Consider the following 8,695-nt stretch of genomic DNA (forward strand, 5'->3'; position numbering starts at 1 on the left):
CACCTCACCTCACCTCACCTCACCTCACCTCACCTCACCTCACCTCACCTCACCTCACCTCACCTCACCTCACCTCACGTTACCCTGTATCAGTACCGATCGCGCGGGCACAGGTGTTGCAGCACGACTACCGGAGCATCCCCGCGTAACAAGCAGTCTCGATCAACGCGATACGCCTGTGTTCCCGCCACAACGCTTGTCAACACGTGCGAAGCACTGTCAATGACCGAGTCAGTTGAGACGCCTTCAATCAACGGACTCGACGCCCATGAACACCGCCACATCGCACTTTGCCATCTACCAGTGCATTCTGGAGCCCTGGACACGCCTGGCCATGAAATCCTCCAACGTTGTTCACATGAGGCTGGCAGCCATGCCCTGGCTCATGTTGACCGACCCACTCAAGGCGACAAACGAGTTGGAGCGGATGATCAGTGAGAAGAATCATGCCTGGGCTGAAACAGTTCTGGCGCTCAGCCAGACCCCCATGCAACTGTGGATCGACATGATGACGGGCTGCTGGAGCAGCAACCCCTGCCACGCGTTCAACACTGCCTTGATCAACAACAGTCGTCGCGTTGCACATCCCGCCAACAGACGTGTCAGAGCCAATTGCAGGCGATTGGGCCGTCAGGATTGACGACCCGGCCAGTCCCTACGAACCTGTCATCTTGACCCGTCCTGCCCGGAAATCAATGTAAACCGCGGCTCCTGATGGCCACCGTGCCCCTTGATCGAGAAAACGGCACCCGAAACACAGATTTCTATCCACACGAGAACAGGCGGAATGACCCCGATTGAGATACCTTCGCGCCGAACATGCGAAATCGGTGGGTATTCAGAGTGGACAAGCAAACGCGCAGATGTGTCAGAAAACCAGCATCTGCAACCGGCATCATTACCATGTACGCATTGCTTTCCAGCAGTCTGCCTGCAGCCGCTCAGGACTGGTGTGCCGGCAAGATCACTGATCGCCAATCCCGTACTGTCACCGCCATGGACAGACCAGACGTGCGGCAGTCCTATACCGACCCCGCATTCGGTACACGCGTCACTCGCGTAACCAATGCCACTTATGGCACGGCTCATCGCACCTTGTACAACACAGTGCAACCATGGAATGCAGACGAGTCTCTGCTGATGCTCTACCACACCGGCGACAGCACCGCAGGGCACCACCTCTACAATGGCAAGACCTATGAATACATTCGCCCCATGGAGTTCTCGGCGGCAGATATAGAAGGCATCTACTGGGATGCTCAGGATGCGTCAAGCCTGTACTTCATCCAGCGCCGCCCCACTGATGACCCCTTGTTCGGCAAACTGGTCAGATACAATGTGCAGACGCGTGAGCGCAGTCTGGTGGCCGATCTCGACCCCATCTGCGGTCCACCTGCCGAGCGTCGTGGCAAGACCGCCAAGGGTGGCAATGACATCCAGGGGCTTGGTGGAGACCTGGTAGGCTTGCGATGCCAGAACAACGATGTCCATGGCAATTCGTCCGATATCAGCTTTCATGTCAATGTGCGTACAGGACAGATCAGTCAGCCGGTTGCGCTCGACCCTGCCAGACCACAAGGCGGCAATGCCTTCGGGTTTCGTCCAGACGTAGCCGCAGCACCCCTGCCCAGTGGACAACGTGTTCTCGTACAGGACAGCGTATTCGATGCCGGCATGAACTTTCTGTATCGACTGGACAGCACCCTCGGCTCCTTCACGGCCAGGGACGGGCGGCGATACTCGGTGCCAAAGCTGGAACACCAGACCATTGGACAGATGCCCAATGGTAATGATGCGGTTTTCTCCCCTCGCTACGACGAACTGGAGAACGGTTGCAACGCGGACAGTGACGGGGGGCAGGGTGCAATCGTTGCTCACGATATCCAGGCAGATCGTTGCCAGGTCATGGTCGGCCGCAGCACCGGCTGGAACTATCCCCTGAAAGGCGTACACCTGTCAGCAGTGTCGAATCAAAATCCCGGCTGGGTCACCATGACGACCATCGGCTATGGCAATCTGAGCTATCTGCACAATGGCCAGAGTGCCCCCTTGCTGTTTTCGGAACTGAGCCTGACCCACGCCAACCCGGACAATCCGACCACCTGCCGCCTCGCCCACACCAGAACCATGGGCAAGTCAGCCAGCAAGGGATCAACTTATCGTGGCGCCTACTTCGGTGAACCCCACGCTGTGATGAGCCCCAGTGGTTCACGAATTCTGTTCAACTCGGACTGGCATGACTCCGGCTCTGTCGATACCTACGCCGTCGAGCTGGAAGATCTGTCGGTCACCGCCCTTCAACCTCTGGCAGCCACAGCGCAACGCTCGGCGGCGGTGGTGTCAATGACGGCTCACGGCACCGACAGCACCAACGCTCCTGACAACGCCGACAACGCGGTTTACCGCCTGCAGCCCCTGGTGCGATCTGCAGAGCAGCCTCCACGCGTCTATGTCAATTTCGTGGACAGCAATCAGGGACGGAGCGACCGTGTCAGCATTGCGCGTGCTGGCACACCCGACAGTCAGTTGCTGATGTGGCTGTATACCAACGGAACCCAGCAACTGGGCGAACGCGGCCCTGACCATGGACAACTCGACTTTCTGCAGCAATACCTGGGAACCGGAAACTTCGAGGCGCGTCTGTTCACCAACGGTAAATTCGACACGGCGGTACACCGGATACCCTTTACCATCCCCTGACAAGACGCGAGCCCTGTGACAGGTCCAAGGCAGGTTACAGAATTCAAGGGCAGACAGCGGCTCAACCTGATCCGCCTCCTTCGGAACAAGGGCGGCAGGCCGGGAAGCATGGAGTGCCGTGAGCCACTTCCGGCGAGTGAAGCTTGTGGAGCGAAATTTGCAATTTCATACGCTATCCTTGCCGACCGGGCGTAAAGCCGCAAATCGACAGACACCACTTTTCATCAGGGCCGCAGTTTTCACGAGCATGATCATGCAGATTCGCTTTCTTCTCCTGCTATTCCTGTGCTGCCTGCCTCCGGCAACAGGGTGGGCTCAAAGCGAAACGGATGCACCGGCGAGAAGTATCGACGCTGAAGACATGCAGGCCATACGCCTGGATGAGCTGGCGCGACTGCTGCAGAAAAAGACCGCACAGCGAACCGAGCTGGAGAACTCCCTCGCCGGTAGAAGCGACCCCATCCCGGCCGACAAGCAGAAGACACTAAACAATCTGAATCGCGATATCGGCAATCTGTCGGACACGTTCGAGATGATCGCTCTGAGCAATATGGACACCTCCCTGTTGCGAGGCGCAGATGTCGTGACCACCGACTGGCGGCAAGATCTGCTCGACATCCTGAATCCGCTGATCGAATCACTGAAATCGATCACCAAGCGACCGCGCCAGGTAGCCGAGGCTCGCGATACCGTCTTTCGCAGCGAAGCCCGCTTGCAGATCACCAGGCAGGCAGTCAGTGAACTCGAGGCCATTCCTGCGGGCACTCTCGATGAAGAGGCAACATTGCGCGTTGCCAACCTACTCTCCAAGTGGCGCGATGAGCAGGCGCAGTACGAGCAGCAACGTCTGGTTGCTCAGGCTCAGTTGGAGCGCCTCAGCGAAGATCAGGAAACCTTCTTCGAAGGCATCTGGCCTGCCACTCGTCTGTTTCTGCTTGGTCGCGGACTGACTCTGGTCATCGCTCTGGCAACCGGGTTTCTGACCTGGGCACTGATGCGTTTCCTGTGGTGGACCTACACCACACGCTTCACCACCAAGGACCAACGGCGCAACAGTACCTGGTTCCGGCTACTGGAATACAGCTTCTACCTGGTGACCATTCTGATCATCGTGATGGTCACTCTGGTGGTGCTCTACGTTCGGGAAGATCTGTTGCTTCTCGCCATCGCCTTTCTGCTGATCGTCGCAACGGCGCTGGGGCTTCGGCAGTATCTGCCTCGATACGTCCGGGAGGCACGCCTGCTGTTGAATCTGGGCGCGGTCAGGGAGGATGAGCGGATCGTCTACAATGGCCTGCCCTGGCAAGTCATGTCACTGAACCTTCATACGGTGCTGCGCAACCCGGCACTGGACGGTGTCATACGATTACCTCTTGAGGTCATCGGCACCCTGGTATCCCGGCCAGTGAAGAACAATCTGTGGTTCCCCAGCAATCGTGGAGACTACGTCATTCTGCCTGATGGCACCTTTGGTCAGATACGTGTTCAGACGCCAGACCTGGTGGAAATCTCGGTCAAGGGCGGTATGACGATGACCTACAGTACTCAGGATTTCTATGGTATCAACCTCATCAACCTGTCCCGCGACAAGACCTTCGGCGTGTCCGTGACGTTCGGATTCGATTACGCTCTGCAGTCAATCAGTCTGACCGAAGTTCCCGAAACGCTACGAGGGGACGTGCAGAACGCACTGGAAGAGGCTGGCTACGGGAAACACCTGGAAAAGCTGATCGTCGAACTGGCCAGTGCGAATGCCTCTTCCCTCGATTTTCTGATCTTCGCCACGATGAGTAGCGACGTGGCCAGTGACTACTTCAAGCTCAACCGCCTGATTCAGCAGACCTGCGTAGCTGCAGCCAATGCCAACGACTGGAATATCCCGTTTCCGCAGTTGACCATTCACAACGCCAGCGCAGAAAAAAGCAACACCGGCTGACCCCGAAGCGCAGTGCCGTCCGTCACTCTGCTCGGGATTCGCCAGACTCGACGCTCCGTGCCTTTCTGGGTACATCTGCCTTCCCGGCTGGCCAGCCTTCGCGCTGTTTCCGACGATCGCCGTCGGTTTCTTCGGTCTGGTCATGCCACAACACCACGCTGGTGGGATAGGGCATGTCTATGCCATTATCGTCAAGATTGACATACACCGCCTCGATCACCCTGCCAAAGGTATGAATCACGGTGGAACGGTCAGACTTCGTCCACCAACGCAACCGTATGTTGTTGGAAAAATCAGCCATGGCTATCGGAATCACCTCTGGCGCAGGATCCTTCAGCACACCTTCACATTCAGAGGCAGCCTCCAGAATCAACCTCTTGGCATCCTCCCAGCTGTCATTGCAGCCAACGCCGATATCATACTCGGAGCGAATGGCATCAAAGGCGGTTTTGACAACCACCGCGTTGGTATAGATATCGGAATTGGGGATGACGACACGCGTGCCGTCATAGGTCTTCAGAAAAGTCGCCCGTGTTTCAATCTTCTCCACGGTCCCTTCATGCCCACCTGAGACGATCTGATCACCAACCTGAAAGGGCTGTCTCAGCAGGATCAGAATGCCTGCCAACATGTTCTGCAGGATATCCTTGAAGGCGAAACCGATGGCGACGGAACCTACGCCGAGACCTGCCAGAATATCGCCGGGCTTCACTGACGGTGCAATGATCGATACCGCAAGCATGCCACCAACCAGAATGATTCCCCATTTGATCAGGGCGCTGGCCACCTCCCCCAGGGATTGTCGGTCCCGTGCGGCAGCCCGGCTTCGGGTCAATCTCGCCAGTAACCATGCGATACCAATCGCGGCGACCAACACGACCAGCGCAACGGCAATATTGGGCAACAATCGCAGGAAACCATCAAGCCAGGCATCCAGCTTCTCGAAGATATTGCCTGTGTCGGCATCGATTTCATCCACGTCGTATCAACCTCTTCGAGTATGCCAGTGTTTCATGTATCAGCATCAGCTTGTCAGCGATCGCACGATGTCCGCATCGTTGGCAGTCGTCAACGTCTTTGCATGTTCCGACAGAAGGCGGTCGTTGACCGCTTTGTCCAGGCTTGGACGAATCTGCCCCAGTGTTTGCGGATCTGCGACCAGCACCAGTTGATCAAATCGATTTCCGTGAGCGGCCTGATTCAGGTGATGCGCCAGCTGTTTGGCGAACGTTGCTTCGTCGGTCTCTTGCCAGGATGACTCAACTGGCCGGTTCCCCGCCGGGCCATCATCATCCAGAGAGCTTGGCTCCAGCTCACCCACTTTCTTCAATACCAGTGACCCATCGCTGGCAGAATTGCGGTACAGCTGCGCTTGTGTTCCATCAGCCACAACGATGAGACAGTCATGTGGATAGTTCTTGCTCATGGGTTCGTTTTCCTGGCGTCGGGTTAACGGCCAAGGTACATTCCTGACCTTGATGCAAACGCCTATTGAAAAACTTATCCATCTCTACAGCCTGGCCATGCGACCTGAACCCAAGCAGAATCAGGTGAATGACTGCAACCCATACGCCTGGAGTTGCATTATCCCGACGAAGCGACTACGGTGACGTCGCAATATCCTGCCACTTCGACCAAGACGGCCTGTTGGTATTCGGCGGTGTGAGCATTGTCAGCCCCCGGCTCATGGTGGACGGACAATCACATCGGAGGATTTACGCCTGCCCCGGTGTCTGAATCATCGCTGGCGCCTGAACCTCCTTGCCTCCCGCCTCGCGAATGCCCAGCTTTCCGCGGACGCTCAAGTCACTGATGAATTCGAACTGATCACGCATGTCGAACGGATACGCCTTGAGTTTGTAGTGTGACCCCCAGGGAACCTCGGCAAGGATGACCAGTACCGGTTTGGAATAATCCAGATAGGCACTGGTCAGTGCGATATCGTGTAGCACAGTGCGAATAGCTGCAGCATCGTGAGCTGCGTCCAGATAGAAATCTGCCACGCACATCAATGTCTGCTCACCGTCGTTGGAATTACTGATGTTGTTGTCCCAGATTCGATCATGGGCAATGGTGATGATGTCATCATCAGGCGTTCGCAGGGTAATGGCACGCAAACCAACCTGTTGCACCTCGCCGTAATCGTCTTCGATCTTCACCCAATCACCCGGCCGATAGGTACGCTCGAAAATTGCCACGACTCCCGCAATCAGGCTGCTGGCCAGGTCCTTGAACGCAAAGCCGATGGCAACGCTGACGGCACCGGCAATGACCAGAAAATTCTGCAACGTGATGTTGAAGATGATCGGTATGATCATCAACACCGACGCTGCCAGCAGACACAGACGAATGAACGGGACAGCAGCCAGAAAATACAACCTCAGCCTGCTCGGCCCGTGTCTTGCCAGCACCGGTAGCAGTTTGCGAGTGATGTAGATCAGAAACCAGACTGAGACAATGATGATGAAAATCTGGGTGAAGCTGATATCACTGATGTCATTGATCAGTTTCGAAGCCTTGACATCTCCGGTAGTCAGACTGGCCATGTTCTGCTCGCTGTGTTCAGTAGAATGATTAGAAATGTGCCATCGTCATGCCGGAGTTGGACAGTGTTGTCCAGATGACCGGATAGGCCGTTGCGAGACAACGCAGCGCACCATCATGACGCTCGATGAATCCGGAACGTATCAATGCCACAACCAGATTGGACTCGCCTATCGAAGGCAGTACCGAACCGAGAATCTCATCGGGCAAGGAACCGTGTATCAGCAAGGCTTGCAATACCAGACAGGCAGCGCGTTCATGCCCGCGAGGCAGGGTCGGCGGCTGTCCTCTGACAACCCAGAAAACCGTTGTCTTGCTCTCGGCCTCCTGCTGTTTATCCACCTCATCAGCCTCATCGGCCTCTTGTTCTGATTCTTCCACCTGATCTGCACGCTCGGCTTCCGTGCGCAGACTTCGACGCCAGAGTTGCCAGGCTATCCAGGGTATGCCGGCACTGTCGTCGGCAAGTTGCGCCATGAAATCTTCGGAGAACGTGCCATCCTCGCTTCGACGAAGCAACTCCTTGCCGTCCGAGTGATCACGAAAGGTAATCGACTGGTCCGATTGCTCCGAGAGCAGCGACAGCAACCATTCCCCGAGGCTGTCGGCATTCATGGGAGCCAGAGAGTCAGGTGCCGGTAATACCAGATCGGCGTTGACCGATTTCTTCAGATAGATCCAGGTCCAGCTGCTGCAGGATACGAGACAACTGCGGGATGTATTCTGCAAGGCTGACAGCAACGCACGAATATGCCTCAGTCCCTGCCGATGGCGAACAAACCAGTCCTCGAGCTTCGGAATGACCAGAGGCCCCTGCCCCACCGGCAGGTTTACCTCCGCGCGATCTCTGGACAACAGCTCGGAACGATCAGGAGCAGTGAGAATATCCATGCCATGCATCTCGGCCCAGCTTGCCACCCTGTTCGATCGATCACAGGGGGGGAATACCAGCAAGTGCAGATGCTCATCACCGGACTCGTCATTCATCCTGTCCAGGTAGGCCTTGTCCATGGCCTGAAAGACAAAGTCGCAATCCGGCTCTCTGGAAAAGGCACGTATACACTCGATACTGGCCAGCGATAGCTGATCTTCTGTCACCGTGACTTCGGAACCCTGGTCAACGATCTTCTTGCGCAACGCCTGATACCAGTCTTCCAGACGGTTCACCGCAGGCCCGGCCGGTCGCTCATGATCATCGAGAGGTATGATTTCCATATAATACAAGTCTTAATTCTGTGTTGTTATCTGGAAATTCCGCCAGCGTACCCACTGACAGGCATGCGCAGAACGATCCTGTTTCAACCTGTCGCTTCTTCCACCTGATGAGAATTACATTCTCATCGACACTTCAGGCAAGCCGATGTTGGCAAATCGGTGATTCGTTCTTCCCTTCTGACACCCGTAACCGGCGCGGAGCAGAACTGGCCCCGACCTCATCGACCTCATCGACCTCATCGACCTCATCGACCTCATCGACCTCATCGACCTCATCGACCTCATCGACCTCATCGACCT

At 56.2% G+C, this 8,695-nt stretch carries 7 protein-coding genes; 3 read left to right on the forward strand and 4 right to left on the reverse strand.

Going from position 1 to position 8,695, the window contains the following annotated elements; translation table 11 throughout:
- Nucleotides 1-268: 268 nt before the first annotated feature.
- The 3 genes from ACUNV4_RS22855 to ACUNV4_RS22865 all read left to right on the forward strand — a co-directional run bounded on the left by ACUNV4_RS22855 (nucleotide 269) and on the right by ACUNV4_RS22865 (nucleotide 4,636).
- Nucleotides 269-640 carry a hypothetical protein gene (locus tag ACUNV4_RS22855; RefSeq protein ID WP_430880950.1) on the forward strand — a complete coding sequence of 124 codons (372 nt, stop codon included), beginning with the start codon at nucleotides 269-271 and terminating at the stop codon, nucleotides 638-640.
- A gap of 263 nt (nucleotides 641-903) precedes the next feature.
- The gene (locus ACUNV4_RS22860; protein WP_430880951.1) at nucleotides 904-2,700 is read left to right on the forward strand and encodes a hypothetical protein; all 1,797 of its coding nucleotides are present in this window, start codon (nucleotides 904-906) and stop codon (nucleotides 2,698-2,700) included.
- A 247-nt stretch (nucleotides 2,701-2,947) separates the two neighbouring features.
- Nucleotides 2,948-4,636: a hypothetical protein gene (locus ACUNV4_RS22865; RefSeq protein WP_430880952.1), complete on the forward strand. Its 1,689-nt coding sequence runs from the start codon at nucleotides 2,948-2,950 to the stop codon at nucleotides 4,634-4,636.
- A 22-nt stretch (nucleotides 4,637-4,658) separates the two neighbouring features.
- Here ACUNV4_RS22865 and ACUNV4_RS22870 read toward each other — a convergent pair whose 3' ends face one another.
- From ACUNV4_RS22870 to ACUNV4_RS22885, 4 genes are all read right to left on the reverse strand, one after another.
- Nucleotides 4,659-5,615: a mechanosensitive ion channel family protein gene (locus tag ACUNV4_RS22870; RefSeq protein ID WP_430880953.1), complete on the reverse strand. Its 957-nt coding sequence runs from the start codon at nucleotides 5,613-5,615 to the stop codon at nucleotides 4,659-4,661.
- Between the two features lie 45 nt (nucleotides 5,616-5,660).
- Nucleotides 5,661-6,062, reverse strand: coding sequence for a host attachment family protein (locus ACUNV4_RS22875; RefSeq protein WP_430880954.1), 402 nt, complete (start codon nucleotides 6,060-6,062; stop codon nucleotides 5,661-5,663).
- 289 nt (nucleotides 6,063-6,351) lie between these two features.
- Complete coding sequence (locus ACUNV4_RS22880) at nucleotides 6,352-7,182, reverse strand: mechanosensitive ion channel family protein (RefSeq protein ID WP_430880955.1); 831 nt, start codon at nucleotides 7,180-7,182, stop codon at nucleotides 6,352-6,354.
- 28 nt (nucleotides 7,183-7,210) lie between these two features.
- A complete protein-coding gene (locus ACUNV4_RS22885) occupies nucleotides 7,211-8,395 on the reverse strand; it encodes a hypothetical protein (RefSeq protein WP_430880956.1) in 1,185 nt (394 codons plus the stop codon).
- Nucleotides 8,396-8,695: the final 300 nt, after the last annotated feature.

It is taken from the genome of Granulosicoccus sp. 3-233 (assembly GCF_052681095.1).